Raw genomic sequence first — 20,613 nt, 5'->3', positions numbered from 1 at the left:
GGCTGGCTAACCTTAGCAGAAACCGGGCACCTTTGCCGTTTGAAGTGCATTTCACCCTGGTTACACCTTTCTGCTACTCGTCGGCGTAATGCGATTGCTATAATTCGCGCGCATCAAGCATCGCACTGCGCGACGTCCTTTTTCTGTGTGAGTAGATACCTTGGATAAACATAGTTCACCCGAGTTTCATTCGTCATTTTATGGTCCGCGCTACTGGCCAACCTGGTTGCTGTTGGCGTTCTTTCGTATTTGTGCACTCTTGCCAGTATCGTTCAATGTTGCGATTGGCCGGTTTATCGGTGTGTTATTTAACCTTTTGGCGCCGTCGCGCCGCCGGATTGCGGAGACCAATATCGCGCTCTGTTTTCCCGAGTTGGATGCGCAGGCGCAAAAGAAAATTGTCGATGGTGTAATCCGCAATTGTGGCATCAGTATCATGGAATCGGCCATGGCGCTCTGGGGGCAAGAGAACAAGCTACGCGATCGCCACACCGTTGAAGGGTTGGAGCATCTCGCGGCGGCAAAGGCAAATGGACAGGGCGCGCTCTTGGTGGGATGCCACTTCACGACTATGGATCCGGCGGGGCGGGTGTTTGCCTATCACGCTGAGGCGCACATGTTGTATCGCAAAGATCCTAATCCGCTCTTGGCGTATGAGTTGATCAAGGCGCGCGAAAAATACCTGACCTCCGCCATTGTGTTTAGCGACACGCGCCAGCTGATAAAAAAACTGCGTCAGGGGGAAGCTGTCTGGTACGCACCTGATCAGGATTACGGCAAGGACCAAAGTGTATTCGCCCCGTTTTTTGGTATCCCGGCAGCGACGGTGTTGGGTACTGCGCGTATTGCGCAATTAGGGCGCGCGGTGGTTTTGCCCTATGCACACTACCGTGAAGACAATGGCCACTACAAATTGATCTTTGGCCCACCACTCGACAACTTTCCCTCGGGTGATGATGTGGTTGATGCAACGCGCATCAACAAAATTATCGAAGACATGGTGCGTGTGAAGCCAGACCAGTACCTCTGGGTACATCGCCGCTTTAAAACCCGCCCTCCAGGGGAGCCAGGCCTTTATAAGAAAAAGAAGTGATGCTTCCCCGGAAAGCATTTACCGTGAAAACTTAATAAAATAGGTTAAGTTTAATTGGCCTATGCTATAAAGCCGCCAAATCGCGCGACCCACTGCAAACCTTGAAGCTTTAGGAGATAAACAACGATGTTAAGAATGTTTAAAGTTCAAGGTAATACCCTGCGTGAAGACAAACAGTCCGAAGATGATACCAAGCTGGCATTGAATACTGCGCTCTGGATTGATGCGCGCGAGCCCAGCGATGAAGAGCGTGAGGAGTTAAATACTTTCCTGCGCGCCGAGCTGCCTGAGTCCGATGATGTGGAGGAAATTGAGTTCTCTGCGCGCTATTTTCAGGATGGTGTCGGCATCCATGTTCACTCCCTGTTCCTTGCCCCCGGTGAGTCAGGCCGTCATAGCACTGCAACCGTTGCGTTCATCCTGCAAGAAAAGCGGTTGATTTCTGTGCGTGACGGTGATCTTGCCGATTTCCGTTTGCTGCGCATGCGTGCCCGCGCAGGCCAAGTGCATGTGACATCACCGCAAGATCTGCTGGTGACCATGTTTGAGCAGAAAGTGGAAAACCTCGCTGACGCCCTCGAAGACATTCATCGCAAGCTGGAAGAAGTTAGTCATATGGTGTTGGAAGATGCCGATGCAGAGTTGGAAGATGCGATCGACCAACTCGCCAAGCTGGAGGACAGCAACGGGAAAATCCGCCTGTGCCTCATGGATACCCAACGTTCGATTTCCTTTTTGCAGCGCCACCTGCGCGAATCCTTTGAGCTGCAGGAGACTGCGCGCGAGATTAAGCGCGATGTGGATACACTCATGTCGCACACCGCCTTTTTGTTCGACAAGATCAACTTCCTTATGGACTCGACCCAGGGTTTTATCAATATCGAACAAAACCAGATCATCAAGATTTTCTCCATTGCCGCAATGGTCTTCCTGCCACCCACCGTAGTTGCCAGCGCCTACGGCATGAACTTTGAGTTTATCCCCCATAGCCACTGGAAATACGGTTTTGCTGTTGCGGTTCTCTTGATGTTGCTATCGGCAGTGCTGCCTTATTGGTATTTCAAGCGCAAAGATTGGCTTTAGTTATGCAGTGCATGGACTAAAAAAAACCGCTGCGGATACTCGCGGCGGTTTTTTTTGGTGTGAACTGTCCCACAGGGCTTGCTATTCCTCTACCCATTCCCAGCGCAGGGGTTGGCCAAAGTCATCCAGAATCACTTTCTTGCGCGGGCGCGGTTTTTTGAGTTTTTGCGCCAGATTCGGTTTTTTGCGCGCTTCTATCGCGGCGACTACCTCGGGCAGAGGGGTACGATCCTCTTGGCTGGTGCCATCGAAGATACTGATCAAGGGGCCGTTGGCGTCGAGGCGACCACTTAGACCGCGTGGCACTTCGTTGACATGCCCTCCCTTGTGCAGGAACTCCTGGACTTGTTGTTCCAGTTCCTGATGCAGTTGGCGGCGTGTTTTGGTCGGTTTGATCATTGGCTCTAGGGTTAATAGGGTAAAAGTGGCGCTGACAAAAAGCGGCGATCTGCCAGCATAACAGCGCCAGCTGCGGCAGGGCAAATCCTCGCGTGGCATTGGCCTCGCATAGCCGGCTACCTTTAGGTAAACTGCGCGTCTTTCTTATCGCGCCTTAGTTGCGGCCTCATGCAGGGTTGATGCAGATGGTCGCTGCCCGATTCCCGCTCGCAACACAACGTCCAATCCACATGACACAAGCCAGTTTAAAAATTACCGAGATCTTTTATTCGCTGCAGGGCGAGTCTACAACCGTCGGTTTGCCGACCGTATTTGTGCGTCTTACCGGCTGCCCGCTGCGCTGCGGTTATTGCGATTCAGAATACGCATTTTATGGTGGTGAGCGATTACTGCTCGATGAAATTCTCGCCAAAGTCGCCAGTTTTAATCCGCGCTACATTTGCGTTACGGGTGGCGAGCCGCTGGCGCAGCGCGAGTGTCTGACGTTGCTTACGGCCTTGTGTGATGCTGGCTATAGTGTATCGCTCGAAACCAGCGGTGCTTTGCCGGTGGATGATGTAGATCCGCGCGTAGTCAAAGTTATGGATTTAAAAACACCAGGGTCGGGAGAAGTGGGGCGCAACCGCTGGGAGAATATCCCGCTGCTCAGTGCACAGGACCAGATTAAATTTGTGATTTGCGATCGTGCCGACTACGAATGGGCACGCTTCAAGTTAGATGAGCATCAGCTTGCAGGCAAAGTAGCAGAAGTCTTGTTTTCGCCGAGTTTTGGTCAGGTTACGCCATTGGCGTTGGCGGAGTGGATTCTCGCAGATAACCTTCCCGTGCGTTTTCAATTGCAGCTGCACAAGCTGTTGTGGAATGACGCTCCTGGTCATTAATTTTCGATAACTGATGTTTCGTTTTTTTCTCACATTTTATTTTTTCGGTAGTTGTTATGGCGCAAAAAAAAGCGGTAGTGCTGGTTTCCGGTGGTCTTGATTCCACTACTGTATTAGCGATAGCGCGCAGTGAAGGCTACGTGTGCTACTCCATGAGTTTTGATTATGGTCAGCGCCACAGCTCGGAATTGCTTGCTGCCGAGCGCACCGCCAAAGCCCTGGGTGCAGTTGAGCACAAAGTGATTAAATTGGATTTGCGCTCCATCGGCGGTTCAGCGTTGACCGATGATGCGATTGATGTACCGGAAGAAGAAACCGGCGGTATTCCCGTCACCTATGTGCCCGCGCGCAACACAGTATTTTTATCGATTGCGTTGGGCTGGGCTGAAGTATTGGGTTGCGACGATATTTTTATCGGTGTCAACGCCGTGGATTTTTCCGGTTACCCCGATTGCCGCCCCGAATATATTGCCGCTTATGAAGCCATGGCCAATCTCGCAACACGCGCGGGAGCCGAGGGAAATAAATTGCATATCCGCACGCCGCTGATCCATTTAAGCAAAGCGGAAATAGTCCAGTTGGGGATTAAACTCGGAGTGGATTACAGTCTGACCGTATCTTGTTATCAAGCAAATAACCAGGGTGAAGCCTGTGGCAAATGCGATAGTTGCCGTTTGCGCAAGCAGGGGTTTGTGCAGGCAGGTATCGCGGACCCTACGCGTTATCAGCATTGATTTGTTAACAGTTGGCTTGTTAACAATAGTCGCGCGCGATTAATTGCCGCTCGAATTCCTCTATCGCTACTGGTTTGCCAAAAAAATAACCCTGGAACATGGAGCAGCCATTTTGTTCCAGGAAATTTTTCTGCGCTTCTGTTTCTACCCCTTCAGCAATCACTTGCAAATTCATGTTCTGTGCCATGGCGATAATCGTGCGCGCAATGATTGCGTCATTGGGGTCAATCGCAATATCGCGTACAAAAGTTTGGTCGATTTTTAGTTGGTCGAGAGGCAGGCGTTTGAGATAAGAGAGCGATGAGTAGCCAATGCCAAAATCGTCCATCGAAAAACCAATGCCATTGTTTTGTAGCTGTTGCATTTTTTCGATGCTTTGATCGACATTTTTCAGCAGCGAACTTTCAGTTAATTCAAGTTTTAACAGGCGCGTATTGATATTGCTGTCTTTGACAATATTCAGGACATCATCGACAAAATGCGCTTGGTTAAACTGGATGGGGCTGACATTGACGGCGATGGAGAGCGCTGCAAATTTCGGTTGCTGGCTCCACTGCCGCAATTGTTCACAGGCTTGGCGAATCACATGTCGGCCGATGGCGACAATCAATCCGGTTTGTTCTGCAACCGGAATAAAATCGGCAGGTGAGATCATACCGTTGAAAGGATGTTGCCAGCGCAATAACAGCTCTGCACCAATTGCTTTGCCGTGATTATCGATTTGCACCTGGTAGTAAGGAATAAGCTGGTGTTTGGACTCGTAAGCCGTGCGCAGATCCGCTTCAATTGCGGCGCGTTTTTCCAGATGTGATTGCATGTTAGGGTCAAAAAAGCGGATGGCATTGCGCCCGCTGTCTTTGGCTTGGTACATGGCGACATCGGCGTGACGCAATAAGTCGTCGATGCTGCGTGTCTGGCCTTTAAATAAATTTACGCCAATACTGATGGTGCAATGGAATACTGATTGTTGCAGTGGGTAGGGCAGGTTGATTAAATCGTGTAATTCTTCGGCACGTTTTTTTGCTTCCTGCGCTGCCATTTCAGCGTTATCGCCCAAGTTATCAAATACCACTACAAATTCATCGCCGCCCAGGCGCGCGGCTAAATCAGTTGCGCGAATAATGCTGCTGATGCGCTCGGCAACCTGCACCAGTAGCTGATCGCCGATATGATGGCCGCGTGTGTCGTTGAGTAATTTGAAATGGTCTATATCAATGAACAAGAGCGCGCCGTGTTGATCGGTGCGCGCACTTTGCGCGGTAAGCAATTTAAGCCGGTCTTGCAACATACGGCGATTGGGCAGGCGCGTAAGTGGATCAAAAAAGGCGAGGTTAAATATTTTTTCCTGATCCTGGGCGCGGCGTAATTCCCCGCCGATACGATCGGCAAAAATTAATAATAGCGAACTAATTTGTGGCGAAATGGGCAGCGGATGTTCAGCGAGTAATACTAAAATACCTGTTGGTTTTCCTTGGGCATTTTTAATACCTACACCCAGGTAGCTGTCGATATTGTATTGGACTAGCAACATGTCGCGCGGGTAGCGCTGCTGAGCTCCGGTAGTCATAAAGCAAAAATTTTCTTCCATCACATCATGGCAAGGTGTGTTTTCCAGCGCGTAACTAATATTGGGTTGTACTTGGCCATTAATTAAATAGGTGTGAGTGGTGGCTTGAGTAGGATCGTCATTGTCGATCAAACTAATGACGGCCTGCTGCGCACCAATTGCATCGGCGAGTGCGGTGAGAATCGTAACAAAAAAATCCGGCGCAGAGGCGGCATCAGCCGCAGCGGCAGTGAGAGCTAAGTCTAATCCTTTGCGCTCGGTAATATCCTGTACTGTACCTTGCAAGCTGGTTCCTTGTGTGTCTTCGATTGTATCGCCTTGCAGCTGCAGCCAAAATTTTTTTCCGGCAATCTCAATGCGTGTTTCCAATGCTAAAGGCTTATGGTATCGCAGGCTTTCTGCGAGCGCGTTGGCAACAGTGTCGCGGTCATCGCTATGAATAAAGTAGTTAATAAAATCGGTCATTTTTGCGTGCAAAAATTCACTTGGTAAAGCAAATAATTCACTCATGGAGTGGCTGAAACTGTAATCATCTGTGTGCGGGTTCCAGCTCCAGTGGGCAACGCGTGCCATGAGTTGCGCGCTCTCCAGTCGCTGCTCGCTCTGGCGCAATGCTTCTTCAACTTGTTTGCGCTCAACCAATTCTTGTTCGACTTGCAACAGTGCTTTGCGCTGTGGACCCAGATCTATGTCCAGGCAATACATTTCTTTATGATCAGGTGTATCAATCAGCACGTGATTGGAGTAAACCCAGACCTCGTTGCCGTGTGCATCTTGCAATGCAAGCTCTCCTGATGGGATTGCAGCATCCTTCTCATGCCAGTCTTCGATCGCTTGATGCACACCTTCGCGCATAAAACCGGGAATAATTAAATCTTCCAGTTTTTTCCCCATGGCGTCAGCAGCGCTAAATCCATAGAGGTCTTCACTCGCTTTATTCCAGAAAATAACCTCGTGAAAGCGGTTGTACCCCTGTACCGCAATATTGCGGGTCGTTTCAAAAATATTGCGAAAGCGCTGTTCATTTTCGAGATCGGTCTGATGGGTATTTACGCGTTTGGTTATGTCGCGTGCAAGGCAAATAAAGCGGTCATTTTCCCGGCGGGTGCCCGCGAGTTTGGCAATAGAAAGTTCGTACCAAAAAGTATTCTCACCTTGCGTGATGCGAATGCTTTTGCCTTGTGATATGCCCCAGTTATCAGCTTCACTCAGCGCACTCATCCAGACTGAAACGGATGTAGAGGCGAGTGTTTCAGAAAGATTTCTGCCTAGTACATCAGGCGCGGAGAGGGTGTGATGTTCATTGGTGCCATTGAACGAAAGTACATGTCCCTGGCGATCAATTTCAAATAGCAAATCAGGAATTGCATGCAAAATGGCTTCAAGATGTTTTTTTTGTTTTTCCTGTTCCTGGCTGGATTCACCAAGTTGGTGGGTGGTGTTGGCAATTTCAGTATGGGCAGCTGTAATCATTAATCCTAAGATGGCCATGCTGACAGCATAAATCCAAATGACCCAATAGCTTAGCTGTTGCGAATCCAGGGCGAAGGGGCCAAGTTGGTTTACGCTAGACCAAATTGCCAAAAAGCTGAAACCGATGGTGGTTAGCGCGCAGCCTAATAAACCAAATGAAAGGGCCGCCCAGGCAACACAAACAAAACTGGTGAATACAATGGGTAAATGAAGGCCATTTTGAAAATTATTGAGCGGAAAGCAGAGCAAACCTACCAGCAGGCTTACGGCAAACACGATAAAAAAATCCAGTTTGCGTCCAAGCACTTTGTCGATATTGATTTGGTTGATATTGATAAGTAGTGGAGCAGCGAGAAATACTCCGAGACTGTCACCCATCCACCATACCAGTGTAGTGTACAAACCGGATTCGAGCGAACCCTGGTTGTAATGGTTGAGTGAAAAGCCGCCAATAGTGGCGGACACCAGCATGCCCAGCGATCCCAGCACCAGAAAGCAAATAGTGTTGGCGCGGTGCAATTGATTGAGGTTACAACCTGCACGACGCAACAGCCAAAGTGCAGTAAGCGGGGCTAGGGTGCTGCCTACTGCAAGCAGTAGATTAGTGGTGAGGTCGGCGCCGCTGGCAGTCTGCAGCGTCAGTGCGGACACAAAAACTGCAGGCCATAGATGCGGCGACCAGCGATAAAATGCGGCCAGGGCGATACCACTGGGCAACCAAAAGAGCGTGACTCTATCGTCCGCAAAAGGTACACAAAGGCCTAGCCAGCCAGTGAGACTGTAGGCTAAAAATACCATCAGTATTTGAGCGAGCCTGGGTGGATTGGGCTGCGAAATTCCTTCCCCGGGTGAGGCAAAAAGCATGCGTCGTTCTCATTATCGGCTAGGGCAACTAATCCGGTAATCCTCCTGAGCCTATTATATTTCTGTAGGTTCCGGCAGATTGCCTTAAGAATAGGTTAGATTCGATGCCGCCGTCGTGAAAGTTTTATCCTTCCGCAAAATCACTAAGTGCTCATCCCTTTGCTTTGATAAATGTGCCGATAAAGTTAACAAAAAGCCTCTTTAATAACCAATCAATCTTTGGCTCGCACCCATTGTGCACAAATTCTCAAAAAAGGCTTGTCTTTTCAGCCTGAAACATTATTATACGCGCCTCGCATTTGGGGTCGTTAGCTCAGTCGGTAGAGCAGTTGGCTTTTAACCAATTGGTCGCTGGTTCGAATCCAGCACGACCCACCATCTCATACGATGGTGCTCCAAAAATAGTGAATGCGAACCCTGTGGGTCGTTAGCTCAGTCGGTAGAGCAGTTGGCTTTTAACCAATTGGTCGCTGGTTCGAATCCAGCACGACCCACCATTTTTTGAAGTAAAAATCTAAAAGGGCGCTTAGCAAAGCGCCCTTTTTTATTGGGCGAAAAGCGAGTCGGTTGGTTACTGTGCGCTGATATTTAACCGCCAATCAATCTGCTGCTCTGTGATAAAATTGCACGCAAATTTACTGCCCGTTAATGCGGGTAAGCTTAAGTGAGGCGATTACATGTCTGAGTTTTTGAATCTGGCCGTGCGCGATGTCGCCGCTGAAGATCTGGTAAAACAACATCTCGCCCGTGTGTGGAGTGCGCCCCAGTACACACCTGAGCAAGAAGCTGCCTATAAACTCCGCATCAAAGCTCTGCTTAAGCAACACAATGCTGTGTTGGTCGCCCATTACTACACCGACCCGTTAATTCAGGCTCTCGCCGAGGAGACTGGCGGTTGTGTATCCGATTCGCTGGAGATGGCGCGTTTTGGTAAGAATCATTCGGCTGATACTTTGATCGTTGCCGGCGTGAAGTTTATGGGTGAGACCGCCAAAATCCTCACACCGGAAAAGCGTGTACTTATGCCCACGTTGGAGGCGACTTGTTCGCTCGACCTTGGCTGCCCTATCGATGAGTTCTCTGCCTTTTGCGACCAGCATCCCGACCGCACTGTAGTTGTCTATGCCAATACCTCTGCCGCCGTAAAAGCGCGTGCCGATTGGGTGGTGACTTCGAGTATTGCGTTGGATGTAGTGGATTATCTGGATCGCCAAGGTAAAAAAATCCTCTGGGCGCCGGACAAACACCTCGGCGCTTATGTGCAGCAAAAAACCGGTGCCGATGTTCTGTTGTGGGATGGTGCCTGTATCGTTCACGAAGAATTCAAAGCCAAAGGTGTTGAGGATCTCAAAATCCTGTATCCCGATGCTGCAGTGTTGGTTCACCCTGAATCGCCCAAAGCAGTGGTGGATCTGGCTGATGTAGTTGGCTCGACATCGCAATTGATTAAAGCGGCACAAACCCTGCCTAACCGCGAATTTATTGTTGCGACTGACCAAGGCATTTTCTACAAAATGCAGCAGCTTAATCCCGATAAGGTTTTCCATATCGCACCTACTGCTGGCAGCGGTGCAAGCTGCCGCTCCTGCGCCAATTGCCCTTGGATGGCAATGAATGTATTAGACAATCTGGCGACGGTGTTTGAGCGCAGCGACAATGAAATCCATGTTGATCCAGAGCTCGGAAGGTTGGCGATGATTCCGCTGCAGCGCATGCTGGATTTTAAAAAATAAGGTTTCACTCTCTCTCTTGATGGTGTTTTGCTTGTTTCGTCTGGCCCCACTCAGTACCATGGCGCCTTTCGTTATTTCGTCACCCTGATTCCCTAACTTTTTTCGCTACTTTATTTCGCTAGCTAACGGAGCTCCCGATGATTCAAGGCAGTATGGTTGCCCTGGTAACCCCGATGAATGCAGACAATTCCCTTGATTGGGCGAGCCTGCATAAATTGGTGGACTGGCATCTGGAGCAGGGTACCCACGCGATAGTAGCAGTAGGCACGACTGGCGAGTCGGCGACGCTGAATGTGAACGAGCATCTAGCAGTTATTAAAAAAATAGTTGATCAAGTGAACGGTCGCATCCCTGTGATCGCCGGTACTGGCGCTAACTCCACATCTGAAGCTGTCGAGCTAACCCAAGCCGCTAAGGATGCGGGAGTTGATGCCTGTTTGTTGGTAACACCTTACTACAACAAGCCAACGCAAGAGGGGCTGTTCCTGCATCACGCCCATATCGCGCAAGCGGTTGCCATTCCGCAGTTTCTCTACAATGTACCCGGCCGCACCGGTGTGGATATGAAACCGGAAACGGCGCTGCGCTTGGCCAAATTACCCAATATCATCGGCATTAAAGAAGCGACTGGCGACCTTGATCGCGCCAAATTATTGATCGAACAGGCTCCCTCCGGTTTTGCGATTATCTCGGGCGACGATGCAACGGCGGTCGATTTAATTCTTTTAGGTGGCAAAGGGGATATTTCTGTCACGGCGAATGTCGTACCTGCGGCCATCGCGCGTATGTGTGAATTGGCCTTGGCCGGTAATGCTAAAGAAGCGCGCGCGATTAATGATCGTTTGCTGCCTTTGCATACGGCCATGTTTGTTGAGTCCAACCCGATTCCTGTTAAATGGGCGGTTGAACAATTGGGTTTGATCCAATCGGGTATTCGCCTGCCGCTGACACGTCTGTCAGAGCAGTATCACCAACAGGTTAAAACAGCCATGCAGGCTGCCGGGATTTAAGCTAATCCCTGCTTGCAGGTTGTCGACGAGATGATTCATGAGTTCAATTAAAGCAATGACCATAACAACAACTTCTCTATTGTCGATCAAGCGCCCGCTTTTGGCGTTAATGGTTGCCAGCTTGACGGTTTCCCTTTCTGGCTGCGGCATGTTTTTTGGCGATGAGGGTGTATTCCGCAATCGCGCAGGCGATTACGTTAAGGCCGACAATATTCCCCCGTTGGTATTACCGGCGGGTAAAAAATCGGAAACCATGGGCGAGCTTTATCCTATCCCGCCGATTACCGCGACTGACTTTGGTTACGACCCAACCGCCGATGATTATGAAATTCCGCGCCCTATGCCTTTGTCGGCAAATCTGGAGCAGGAAAATGTCAAGATCCAGCGCGTTGGCAGTGAGAGCTGGATTCTATTGAATGCAGCGCCGGGTGAAGTCTGGCCGCGTATCCGCAACTTCCTCAATGTGAATACCCTGGCGGTAAGCAAAGCTGATATCGGCAAGGGCATCATCGAAACCAGCTGGTTGCAATTCAAAACGGATTTAACAACCTACGATCGCTATCGCCTGCAGATCGACCAAGGTGTGCAACCGGAAACCACTGAAATTCATATTACCCACATGAGTGTTCCCGTTGCGGAAAAGCCAGCACCTGATATGGGCTGGCCGCGACGCTCGGTGAATGCCGAGCGTGAAAAGTGGATGCTCGACGAGTTGGCGGCAACGCTGGCGAGTGAAACGGCTGAGGGTGGTACTTCTCTGTTGGCCCAGGCAATTGGTGGCGCGGTAAAAGCCAATTTGGGGGTATCCCGCAGCGAGCCGATCATGACAATCAAGCTGGATCGCCAGCGGGCATTTGCGACCCTGACATACGCCGCCAAGCGCGATGGTTTTACGACGTTTGATGCAGATGCCGATGCTGGCCTTTTCTACGTGCACTACATAGATCCTGAAGAAGCCAAGCCGGGTTGGTTCAAACGTACTTTCCGTATAGGTTTGAATCCCAAGCCGCCAACATCACCTTATACTCTGGCGCAAGTCAAAACCAATATGTTGACAGGTGATGCGTTTGAAAAAGCGCCGCGCTCGGATCGTGATGAAGAAAAAGTATTGCCTGATGCGCCCGGTTACCTGATTGTCGTGACGGGTACTGAGGGTAACTTTGTTGTGCGTGTTCGCGATCCTTATGGCAAGCGTTTAACCCCACACGAAGCGCGTGAGTTACTGACTATATTGCGGAGAAATCTGATCTAGTGCTGGCTCCGTTGCGCTTTGCATCACTCGGTAGCGGTAGCCGCGGCAACTCTACCTTGGTGGAGTGGAGCGCTGGTACCCTTCTGATTGATTGTGGATTTAGTGTCAAGGAAGCCAACCAGCGGCTTGAGCGCTTGGGCAAGCGCGCTGAAGATCTGATGGCCATACTGGTCACCCATGAGCATGCAGATCACATCAAAGGAGTTGCCACTCTGGCCAGACGCTATGATCTGCCGGTGTACATGACCCCGGGTACCTATCACAGCCGCAATCTGGGTGAATTGCCGGATCTGCGCTTGATAGAAGCCTATACTCCGTTTGTGTTGAATGATTTGCACGTTACACCAGTGGCAGTACCCCATGACGCGCGTGAGCCAACCCAGTTTGTGTTTGAATTTGCGGGGTTACGGTTGGGGATATTGACTGATCTGGGTAGCATCACCGCCCATGTTGAGGCCCATTACCAAGATCTTGATGCCATGGTGCTGGAGGCAAACCACGATCCGGCAATGCTCGCATCAGGCTCCTATCCCCCTTCGTTGAAGCAGCGGGTAGGAGGGTTGTGGGGGCATTTGAGCAACCAACAGGCGGCAGGATTTTTACAGCGCCTTAACTGCGCAAGGTTGCAGCATTTAGTAGTGGCGCATATCAGCCAACAAAATAATTCTCTGGAGTTGGCACAAGCTGCTTTGGCACCCGTCACGGCGGAGGTCAAGCAGGTGACTTTTGCGTGTCAAAACCAGGGATTTGACTGGTTGTCGGTTTCTTAAATACCGTTTTTTACTTTCTGTTTTTTTATTTTTCAATACATACTTTTGAATAGCAGGCCTATCAATGGAAAAGCGCGAACAACTCTACGCTGGCAAAGCCAAATCCATCTACAAAACTGATGACCCTGATCATGTAATTATGTTATTCCGCAATGATACATCCGCTTTTGACGGCAAGCGTATCGAGCAACTTGATCGCAAAGGCATGGTAAACAACAAATTCAATGCGTTCATCATGACCAAATTGCAGGAAGCAGGCATCCCCACACACTTTGTGAAGTTGCTGTCGGACACCGAAGTATTGGTAAAAACCATGCAGATGATTCCCGTTGAGTGCGTAGTGCGCAACCTTGCAGCTGGTTCACTAGTGCGTCGCCTGGGTGTGCAGGAAGGCATTGAATTGAATCCACCCACCTTTGAACTCTTCTTGAAAAACGATGCGCTTGGCGATCCGATGGTCAATGAATCGCACGTGCAATCGTTCGGTTGGGCAACGCCCGAGCAGTTGGCGCGCATGAAAGAATTGACCTTCAAAATCAATGCGATACTTAAGGATTTGTTTGCCTCAGGCAATATGTTGCTGGTGGATTTCAAAGTGGAATTTGGTCTGCATAAAGGCGAAGTGATTCTTGGGGACGAGTTCTCACCAGATGGATGCCGTTTGTGGGATAAAGACACCCGTGAGAAATTGGATAAAGACCGTTTCCGTCAAAACCTCGGCAATGTTGTTGAGTCTTACGAAATGGTCGGTCAGCGCCTCGGGTTAACTTTCTAATAAAGTGCCCTGCGCAGGCAGAGAGGGGCTTAGGCCCCTTTTTTATTGCAGGTGAATTTTAACAATTAGTATCTATACTCAAGCAATACATCTCTGGCAGAGCCAAAAATGGCTACTAAAATCATGGGGAATCTATAGTGAACGAACGCCGCGTGTTTGAGCGCACCTCCACCTCGGTGCGTGTTGAAATGTCCCACCCGAGTTTCGGTACGATTATCGGTTTTGCCCGGGATATTTCTGACGGTGGTGCACAGGTGCAAATTGAAAATCAGGTATGCCCACCTGTAGGCACAGAAGTTTCAGTCAAATTTAAAAAAGCAGTAGGCGCGATTAATGCAGAGCCTGTGCGTATGCGAGTGGTGCACCAGTTGCGTAACACTATTGGGTTAATGTTTGTGCGGGGCGCAGTGTAATCAGCGCCCCGAGGTCAATTCACGTTAGTTGATGCACTGTTCTGGTGGTATAAAATCCAGTTTTTGATTGTTCAGGTTTTGTTGCAATTGTTTTAAATCTTTACATGTCATCAGCGGGTTCTTGGCAAGATGCAATTGTGCCAGGTGCAACAAGTGTAAAAGTGGTGCAGGATTTTTAATGATATTATTTGTCAGCACCAATCTTTCCAAGCGTCCTAATTGCTCGATTTCGCTAATATCCGCTATTTGATTGTCCGCCAAATTAAGTTCTTTTAACGCAAAAAATTTATCCAATCCAGCAAGGGATTTAATACCTGCATTACTGCAGTTCAGCCGTGTTAAATCCTCCGCGCTGGTAATATGCAAATCGTAAATAGTTTGCTCCACGCAGTCGCGCAATTTTGCATCGGTGATTTGATAATCCTTAAATATCGATGGCGGCGTGTAGACAATATTTTCGTTGACGCTTACGGAATAATTTTTACACCCAGCAGTCAATAAACTGGTGACTAGCCCACAAAAAAGTAACAAAGATTTACTGTGCATATGGAGTTTCCCTAGGTTGGGGCGGAAAATTGTCTCGCATAATTCATGCGAATAATGCATTCACTGTAATCAGATATCTGTTCGGCAGCAATCATAGAATTCAGTATTTATTCAGTTCCGCTATTCAACAATCACCACACAACATGTTTATTTCGTTATCCCTCGTTTTTTTGTTTTATTGGAGAGTCTTAGTATGAAATATATCCTCGCTATTTTGTTGTCATTTGCCATTGTTGGTTGTACCACAACCGATCCCTATACTGGCGAACAAAAAACCAGTAAGACCGCTAAAGGCGCAGGTATAGGTGCAATTGCGGGTGCCGTCCTGGGCGCAGCGACGGGCGACGATAAAAAAGATCGCCGCGACCGCGCATTAAAAGGTGCTGTACTGGGTGGTGTAATCGGCGGTGGCGCAGGTAACTATATGGACCGTCAAGAGGCCAAGTTGCGCCAGGAGTTGCAGGGCACTGGTGTGCAGGTGAGACGTGAAGGTAATAACCTGTATCTGGTGATGCCAGGTAATATCACTTTCAGCACGGGTAATGCCGACATCCGCTCAGATTTTTTCGATGTGCTAAATTCAGTTGCCAAGGTTTTGGCTGAGTTTAACCAAACCTCAATCAAAGTGAGTGGACATACTGACTCTACCGGCAGCGATTCTATCAATCAACCGCTCAGTGAGCGCCGCGCCGATAGTGTTGCTATGTACCTGCGCAGCCAGAAGGTTAGCAGTGCACGTATCCAGTCGTATGGTTACGGCTCGCGCTACCCGGTGGCCAGCAACGATACAGCGGCCGGGCGTGAAGCAAACCGTCGCGTAGAATTGGAGCTAGTGCCTAACGAATAAGTATTCTCGTGTTCACGAAAGCCGCTCGGTTTACCGCAGCGGCTTTTTTATTGAAAAAAATATTAAAAATCAAAGATTTGAGCTCATGTGCTATTTTTTTAGCATTTAACGCTTGACGAAAGTGAGGCTGGTGCTAAATTATTAGCATGATGCTAAAAAAACAGCATTGAAGTAAATTTGATGTAGGTAAAGCGTATGACTTTGAATGATGTGGATAAAACTGCTGCTGCGCAACTCAGCCGACGTGAGCGGCAAATTATGGATGCCTTGTTTGAGGCTGGTGAGTTATCGGCTCAGGATGTGCGTGCAGCTATTCCCGATGCGCCTGGCTATTCAGCTGTGCGCGCCTTGCTTGCAAAATTGGTGGAAAAAAAGATCGTCGATTTTCGCGAAGACGGCCCGCGCTATATTTATTTTCCGGTAGTAGCACAGGAAGAGGCGCGAACTTCTGCACTGCAAAAAATGCTCAAAACATTTTTTGGCGGATCAACTGCTGCAGCAGTGAATGCATTATTGGGAATGAATAAAGAAAAGCTGAGTGCAGAAGAAATAAATCAGTTGCAGCAGGCAATCGATGAGGCAGCACAAGCTGACGCTTCAGCGAGACAGAAATAATAACAATCGAGGCGGTATGATGAGCTCGTCTATTTTTATCAGTGTGATTGTTACCGGTTTGCTCAAACCACTAATGATCTTGTTGGTGATGAGTGTGCTCTGGATATTGTTGCGTAAAAAATCAGCTGCTTTGCAACACTTCGTATTAAGTCTGGGGGTTGTCAGTATTCTATTGTTGCCATTCTGCGCGGGAGCATTGCCTCACATTGAATGGGCGAGATTTCCATCGCTGGCAAACATTATGCTAGTTCCCGTCAGTTGGTTTGAAGAAATTAACATCTGGTTACAGAATCATATCAACCAGAAAAACTTCCTGATGGTAGCTGGAATATATCTACTGGTTACTACGTGGCTATTATTTTACTTATTGCTTGGAATTATTGGGCTTGCATTGCAAACCTGTCGCGCACAGAAGGTGAGTTCCCCCGGGTTAATCTCTCAGCTGGATGAATTGCGTGAATTGGTAGATGTCTCTCGCAAGATTGATCTTGTCAGTTCGCGCTCAATGTCGTCACCGCAAACCTGGGGTTTATTGCGCCCGGTAATCATGCTGCCGCACGACGCATTGTTGTGGGATCAAGATAAGCAACTCAGTGTACTTATCCATGAGCTAGGCCATATCGCCCGTTGGGATTGGTTGACTACCTTGTTAGTAAAAATTACCTGCGCCTGCTTTTGGTTTTTGCTGCCGCTGTGGTGGATGGCGCAAAAAATTTATCAGCAAGCAGAGTTGGCATGCGATGATTACATTTATAAATTGCACAATAAACAAGTAACCTATGCGCAAAATTTGTTAGCAATTGCCAGTAGCGAAACGAGTCATAAACACGCAAATCAGGGTTTGCAAATGCGCGGTCAATCGCCAATTGGTCAGCGTATTATGGCGATATTGGACCAACAGCGCCCGCATCAATCTGTACCAATGGAAGCGGCACAATACTGGTTAATCTGCGGTGGATTTTTATTGGTGTTAGTTGCGGGTGTGCAATTGATGCCGTTGCAGCAACAATGGCGCAGTCAAAAAATCCAGTTTTTACACATCGAATTCCATCAGCCAAATACGCCTGCGCCAGCTCAAAGTGCGCCGCGTACCGAACAATTCAGTTGGGAATTATTACAACAATTAAAACCAGCCGCTTATACGCAGCCATCACACCTTGATTTACCTGTGGGTGTTGAAGCCCTGAGTATAGAGGTTAACAAACCGACTGCCGGTGAACTCAAACAACTGGCGGCGCTGCAAGACACAAATAATTTCCTCAATGAAAACATACAACTAGTTCCCGATATTCGTGTTGAAGGTTTTTTGCCGATTGAAATGGCAACACCTGAATATCCCACTGCCGCTTTGCATAAGGGCATAGAAGGATGGGTGCAAGTGGAATTTACGATAGATACGAATGGCGCCATCATACAGCCGACCATTATTGGCCATTCGCCCTCGCCCATATTTGACCGGGCAGTGTTAACTGCATTAAAAAAATCGCGCTACCGCCCACAATTATTAAATGGTGAACCGGTAGTTGTGCAGGGTGTTACTGAATTATTCCGCTTCACTCTCTCCACCAATCCACAAAAAGTTGTCATCGATAAACACCGACGATAAATCTCGTCTCTCTCTAAGTTTCACGCGTTAAATCCCTGTTGTAAATGGCCCTCTACCGGGCGGGGTCCCTTATTGCCTGGAAAATGTTATTTGAGGAATTCGCTATGAATAAATTAATCGTTTCCGATAAAAACAATTATGTCGATACCAATGGCGGGTCACCTGCCGTGCGCACGATGAGTGCGATTCCCGCGGCATTATTAATGACTATGTCATTGCTCTATGCGATGCATTATTTAATACACAATGACTATCCGGTCTTAGACGATGATCCCGTTGCGCCAATTCCTCAATTTATTATGGATACACCACCACCCATAGTGACAAGAGAAGATGAGCCGCCCGCTCGCCCGGTAGAACAACAATCACCTCCACCGGTAAATCGGTTTGATCCGCCGGAAGTGAGTATTGATGGTGATGGTATGCATTTTGGTGGCCCCGTTGATATTGTCAAACCGCCGATTAAAGGTGCTTTTGGCATGGGTGGCCAAATGGTTCCGTTTATTAAAATTGCACCGCAATATCCGGTTGCTGCAGCCAGTAAAGGTGTTGAAGGTTATGTGGATGTGATGTTTGATGTTACTGAATCAGGCGCTACCGATGACATTCGCATTATTGGCTACGTGCCTTCTGCTGTGTTTAATAAAAGTGTGATTAAAGCGGTGAAAGGTTGGAAATACAAACCCAATGAAGTTGATGGTGTTGCGGTGAGAACCGTTGATGTGAAAGACCGCATTCGCTTCACCATGGAAAAATAAAACCAGATAACAAAAGATTGCTAGCACTGGGTAACGAATAGATAATGCTACATCTATTTTTGCCCAGTATTTTTTATGCCCGATATTCTTGCTGTTCTTTGTAATGATCCGGAGCGCTTTGCACAAGCAGAGCAGCTTGCTGCCCGTTTACAATTGCCTTTGTTAAACGATCAGGCTCCGGAAAGTGTTGTCGATTATGGCTTTGTGGTGATGTTTTCCCCGGCTGATATTGCATTGCAACAAACCGGGCGTAAAGCACCAGGGCCGATTCTGGTCGAATTTACTGAGGGCGCTGTAGATCACAGGCGTAAGTTCGGTGGTGGCAAAGGTCAGATGATTGCCAAGGCGGTTGGTGTTAAGGCCGGTGTTTATCCGCGAGTATTGGATGCGACGGCAGGCATGGGCAAAGACAGTTTTGTGCTCGCAACCCTGGGTTGTCAGCTCACCATGATTGAGCGTTCGCCGCTTGTGCATCTGTTATTGCAAGATGGTTTGCTGCGCGCGCAAATTTTTGCTCGCGAACAAGATGCTGAATTGCTTCAAGTGATTCAGCGGATGCAATTGCGCTCGCAGGATAGTCGCACTTATTTGGAATCGCTCACCGCAGAAGAGTTTCCCGATGTTATTTATCTGGACCCTATGTTTCCCGAGCGACAAAAAACGGCTGATGTCAAAAAAGAAATGGCAGCCTTCCATTCAATTGTTGGTAAAGATGAAGATGCCGACGCGCTCTTGCCTCTGGCGCTTGCGCATGTCCATTATCGCGTGGTTGTTAAGCGTCCTCGCAAAGCGCCCTTCCTCAATGGTCAAGTTCCCTCTTATCAGCTGGAAGGTAAGTCCAGCCGGTTTGATATTTACACGGTAAAAAAATTACCTGACCATCTCGTCAGTTGATGATAGCTGTGCGCGGTTCAATCTCGCTTCTGCGGGGTTGTAGAGCAGGTTGTAACAGAGTGCGATACACAGTAATGCTGAAAATCCAGTTGCTAAATAAAAACCATATTTGACATGACCCAATAGATCGCCAGTTAAGCCCATCAATAATGGGCCAAGCGCTGCAGCAACGGCAGTAAAAAATAAAATAACACCAGCAACAGAACCGTGTTCATGTTTATCAAAGCAGCTGATGCCTTTTGAATTGAGCGTTGGATAAATCATTGACATAAACAAGCCGGACAAGGGAAATAGAAACACTGCCAGTTCGGGGCCTCCGATTGCGCTGCCAAGAAAACATAAAAAAATCGCAACGCTGAAGATGGCCATCACTAATGACCATTCACAGTGCAATAAAATCCAGGCGCCCAGAAAACGCCCTCCCGCACGCAAAACAAAAAAAATGGTGAGCGCATAAGTAGCGAGCCATTGCCAATCGCCGTTGTAGTCTTTCAAGAAAGTCGGCATCCAAACATATATAGCAACTTCGGTGGCAACATAGAGTGCGATCATGAGTGAGAAGCCTGTCGCGTAGGGGTTGCGCAACATCGTCAGTGTGCGTCGTACATTAATTTTTTCGGTAGATTCATTTACCTGAGTGTGTGGATATTGCACACGACTGGCAATTAACATCAGCAACACACAAATACCGCCAGCAACCAAATACAAATAGGTCCAGGACACTTGCGCCGCTAATAAATAGGCGACAAGTGCAGGGCCGATAATCGCGCCCACTCCGAAAAAACCTTCCACGGTATTCATGGTGCGAGTGTGTTCATGGGTGTTTTCCGAGATATCACCAATCAATGCCAACGCACCGGTTTTAAAAATCCCAATTGCGCATCCCGATATCAACAAGAGCGCGATGAAAAATTCAAACTGCTTGCCTAATGAAAATAAAAAACAAGCGACAGCAAAAATTCCAAGGCCGGTCAGAATGGTGTATTTACGCCCGAGTTTGTCCGCGAGAAAACCAAATGCGATACCACTAAACGCGATGGCGATCATGGGGGCGTAGTGAAAAGCGCTGGCCTGCGTGAGGCTCAGCCCGAAATCTTTGATAATTTCCGGAATGATGACGCCGACCGCATCCGTGGTCATGGCAAACATGGTGAACATTAAAAAGGTTAACCAACGGATCAGCCGCAGGTTGTGAGTCTCGTGCACATTGGACATGGTGCTACCCTCGGGGGAAATTGTTGTTATGAAACCCGTTAGTACCGGCAGATCCCTATTTCATTTTGGCGCTCAAATGATTAGG

The 20,613-nt window shown here is 48.5% G+C and carries 19 protein-coding genes and 2 tRNA genes; 17 read left to right on the top strand and 4 right to left on the bottom strand.

What is annotated here, in order from left to right; genetic code table 11:
- The first annotated feature begins 160 nt into the window (after positions 1–160).
- Both lpxL and corA read left to right on the top strand, forming a co-directional pair.
- On the top strand, positions 161–1,093 hold the full coding sequence (lpxL, locus tag J2X05_RS19870; protein WP_310075920.1) for an LpxL/LpxP family Kdo(2)-lipid IV(A) lauroyl/palmitoleoyl acyltransferase: 933 nt from the start codon (positions 161–163) through the stop codon (positions 1,091–1,093).
- A 135-nt stretch (positions 1,094–1,228) separates the two neighbouring features.
- Positions 1,229–2,176 carry a magnesium/cobalt transporter CorA gene (gene corA, locus J2X05_RS19865; RefSeq protein ID WP_310075917.1) on the top strand — a complete coding sequence of 316 codons (948 nt, stop codon included), beginning with the start codon at positions 1,229–1,231 and terminating at the stop codon, positions 2,174–2,176.
- Between the two features lie 81 nt (positions 2,177–2,257).
- Here the strand turns inward: corA and J2X05_RS19860 are convergent, their stop codons facing one another.
- A complete protein-coding gene (locus tag J2X05_RS19860) occupies positions 2,258–2,575 on the bottom strand; it encodes a hypothetical protein (protein ID WP_310075914.1) in 318 nt (105 codons plus the stop codon).
- Between the two features lie 185 nt (positions 2,576–2,760).
- Here J2X05_RS19860 and queE point away from each other — a divergent pair, with 185 nt between their 5' ends.
- Together queE and queC are read left to right on the top strand one after the other, a co-directional pair.
- The gene (queE, locus tag J2X05_RS19855) at positions 2,761–3,456 is read left to right on the top strand and encodes a 7-carboxy-7-deazaguanine synthase QueE (RefSeq protein WP_310075912.1); all 696 of its coding nucleotides are present in this window, start codon (positions 2,761–2,763) and stop codon (positions 3,454–3,456) included.
- Positions 3,457–3,512: 56 nt separating this feature from the next.
- On the top strand, positions 3,513–4,190 hold the full coding sequence (gene queC / locus J2X05_RS19850; RefSeq protein WP_310075909.1) for a 7-cyano-7-deazaguanine synthase QueC: 678 nt from the start codon (positions 3,513–3,515) through the stop codon (positions 4,188–4,190).
- A gap of 19 nt (positions 4,191–4,209) precedes the next feature.
- Here queC and J2X05_RS19845 read toward each other — a convergent pair whose 3' ends face one another.
- Positions 4,210–8,094, bottom strand: coding sequence for a bifunctional diguanylate cyclase/phosphodiesterase (locus J2X05_RS19845; protein WP_310075907.1), 3,885 nt, complete (start codon positions 8,092–8,094; stop codon positions 4,210–4,212).
- Between the two features lie 302 nt (positions 8,095–8,396).
- Between J2X05_RS19845 and J2X05_RS19840 the strand changes: the two genes are divergently transcribed.
- From J2X05_RS19840 to J2X05_RS19805, 8 genes are all read left to right on the top strand, one after another.
- Positions 8,397–8,472: transfer RNA gene (locus J2X05_RS19840), tRNA-Lys, on the top strand.
- A 43-nt stretch (positions 8,473–8,515) separates the two neighbouring features.
- Positions 8,516–8,591: transfer RNA gene (locus J2X05_RS19835), tRNA-Lys, on the top strand.
- Between the two features lie 180 nt (positions 8,592–8,771).
- Complete coding sequence (nadA, locus tag J2X05_RS19830) at positions 8,772–9,827, top strand: quinolinate synthase NadA (protein ID WP_310075904.1); 1,056 nt, start codon at positions 8,772–8,774, stop codon at positions 9,825–9,827.
- A 137-nt stretch (positions 9,828–9,964) separates the two neighbouring features.
- Positions 9,965–10,837, top strand: a complete 873-nt coding sequence (dapA, locus tag J2X05_RS19825; RefSeq protein ID WP_310075902.1) for a 4-hydroxy-tetrahydrodipicolinate synthase — start codon at positions 9,965–9,967, stop codon at positions 10,835–10,837.
- 37 nt (positions 10,838–10,874) lie between these two features.
- Positions 10,875–12,089, top strand: coding sequence for an NlpB/DapX family lipoprotein (locus J2X05_RS19820; RefSeq protein ID WP_310075899.1), 1,215 nt, complete (start codon positions 10,875–10,877; stop codon positions 12,087–12,089).
- Entirely contained in the window at positions 12,089–12,859 is a 771-nt protein-coding gene (locus J2X05_RS19815) for an MBL fold metallo-hydrolase (RefSeq protein ID WP_310075897.1), read from the top strand. The genes J2X05_RS19820 and J2X05_RS19815 overlap by 1 nt, the downstream gene beginning before the upstream one ends.
- Before the next feature lie 64 nt (positions 12,860–12,923).
- On the top strand, positions 12,924–13,634 hold the full coding sequence (gene purC, locus J2X05_RS19810; protein WP_310075894.1) for a phosphoribosylaminoimidazolesuccinocarboxamide synthase: 711 nt from the start codon (positions 12,924–12,926) through the stop codon (positions 13,632–13,634).
- A gap of 137 nt (positions 13,635–13,771) precedes the next feature.
- On the top strand, positions 13,772–14,047 hold the full coding sequence (locus tag J2X05_RS19805) for a PilZ domain-containing protein (RefSeq protein ID WP_310075891.1): 276 nt from the start codon (positions 13,772–13,774) through the stop codon (positions 14,045–14,047).
- Between the two features lie 24 nt (positions 14,048–14,071).
- On the opposite strand, the gene J2X05_RS19800 is transcribed toward J2X05_RS19805, so the two are convergent.
- Positions 14,072–14,593: a leucine-rich repeat domain-containing protein gene (locus J2X05_RS19800; RefSeq protein WP_310075887.1), complete on the bottom strand. Its 522-nt coding sequence runs from the start codon at positions 14,591–14,593 to the stop codon at positions 14,072–14,074.
- Positions 14,594–14,786: 193 nt separating this feature from the next.
- On the opposite strand from J2X05_RS19800, the gene J2X05_RS19795 reads away from it, so the two are divergent.
- From J2X05_RS19795 to J2X05_RS19775, 5 genes are all read left to right on the top strand, one after another.
- Complete coding sequence (locus J2X05_RS19795; protein WP_310075884.1) at positions 14,787–15,440, top strand: YiaD family glycine zipper/OmpA-like lipoprotein; 654 nt, start codon at positions 14,787–14,789, stop codon at positions 15,438–15,440.
- Positions 15,441–15,635: 195 nt separating this feature from the next.
- A complete protein-coding gene (locus tag J2X05_RS19790; RefSeq protein ID WP_310075882.1) occupies positions 15,636–16,055 on the top strand; it encodes a BlaI/MecI/CopY family transcriptional regulator in 420 nt (139 codons plus the stop codon).
- Positions 16,056–16,071: 16 nt separating this feature from the next.
- Positions 16,072–17,661 carry a TonB family protein gene (locus J2X05_RS19785; protein WP_310075881.1) on the top strand — a complete coding sequence of 530 codons (1,590 nt, stop codon included), beginning with the start codon at positions 16,072–16,074 and terminating at the stop codon, positions 17,659–17,661.
- Between the two features lie 104 nt (positions 17,662–17,765).
- A complete protein-coding gene (locus J2X05_RS19780; protein ID WP_310075879.1) occupies positions 17,766–18,419 on the top strand; it encodes an energy transducer TonB in 654 nt (217 codons plus the stop codon).
- Between the two features lie 75 nt (positions 18,420–18,494).
- Positions 18,495–19,313 (top strand): class I SAM-dependent methyltransferase, encoded by an 819-nt coding sequence (locus J2X05_RS19775; RefSeq protein WP_310075876.1) that lies wholly within the window; start codon positions 18,495–18,497, stop codon positions 19,311–19,313.
- Here the strand turns inward: J2X05_RS19775 and J2X05_RS19770 are convergent.
- Entirely contained in the window at positions 19,290–20,528 is a 1,239-nt protein-coding gene (locus J2X05_RS19770; RefSeq protein WP_310075873.1) for an MFS transporter, read from the bottom strand. The genes J2X05_RS19775 and J2X05_RS19770 overlap by 24 nt on opposite strands.
- Positions 20,529–20,613: the final 85 nt, after the last annotated feature.

It is taken from the genome of Cellvibrio fibrivorans (assembly GCF_031457055.1).
Taxonomy (GTDB): Bacteria; Pseudomonadota; Gammaproteobacteria; order Pseudomonadales; family Cellvibrionaceae; genus Cellvibrio; species Cellvibrio fibrivorans.
The sequence above is the reverse complement of the archived record's forward strand: the minus strand, read 5'-3'. Positions and strand labels throughout refer to the sequence as shown.